Source organism: Pantoea sp. ME81, assembly GCF_903970985.1.
Lineage (GTDB): Bacteria > Pseudomonadota > Gammaproteobacteria > Enterobacterales > Enterobacteriaceae > Pantoea > Pantoea communis.
In genome coordinates this window covers 1-742 of sequence record NZ_CAJCKS010000373.1, presented here as the reverse complement: position 1 = coordinate 742, position 742 = coordinate 1, and the positions used below count along the sequence as shown (strand labels likewise).

The window sequence follows — 742 nt, the reverse complement described above, 5'->3', positions numbered from 1 at the left end:
CATACGAGATTTCTGAATGTGACTGGAGTTCAGCCGTGTGCTCTGCGGATCTATATGGGATGGCGAAACATCGCCGCTTTGCCGGTAAAGGCCATAAAGTGCTGTTCGCCGTGACCGCCGTATTGGTTATCGCCGTGCTGGCCCCACTGCCGCAGTTAATTCAACCGGGCGCAGCGCTGGCAGGTGACCAGGTAGCCAGCCAGCTCACTAAAGAGAGGTGGACACCGCAAGCCGTCGCCTCTCAACGTGGACACGGTAAAGCCATCTTTGTCGATTTCACAGCCTCATGGTGTATTACCTGTCAGGTGAATGAAAAAACCTCTCTTTCGACGCAGGCAGTGAAAGACGCGTTGGCAAAAACCGGTACGGTGTATATGGTGGCGGACTCCACCAAGTTTAATCCCGATGTCGATGACGCCATGAGCGAGTTTGGTCAGGGCGGACTGCCGATGTATCTGGTTTACCCCGCCGATGGCGGGCCGCCAAAAGTGCTACCGCAAGTGCTGACACCGAGCATTGTGGTGAATGCGCTGCAAGCGGCCAGCACCAAGGCGTAATTGTTTCAAGGCGGATTATGCAAGCAAGTGATAGCGCGCGCGAAAGTTGGCCCGCGCTAATGGAACAGGCGCAGGCGGGCGATCAGCTCGCCTACACCCGACTGCTCAAAGCGCTAGTGCCGGTGATACGCGGGCAAATACGCCAACAACTCACCGACCAGGCATTAGTGGAAGATGTGATTCAG

General features: G+C 56.1%; 1 pseudogene. It reads left to right on the top strand.

Annotation, left to right across the window (positions count from 1 at the left end):
- Positions 1-574: 574 nt before the first annotated feature.
- Positions 575-742: pseudogene (locus tag H7A81_RS27910) on the top strand (RNA polymerase subunit sigma-70); the annotation flags it as partial.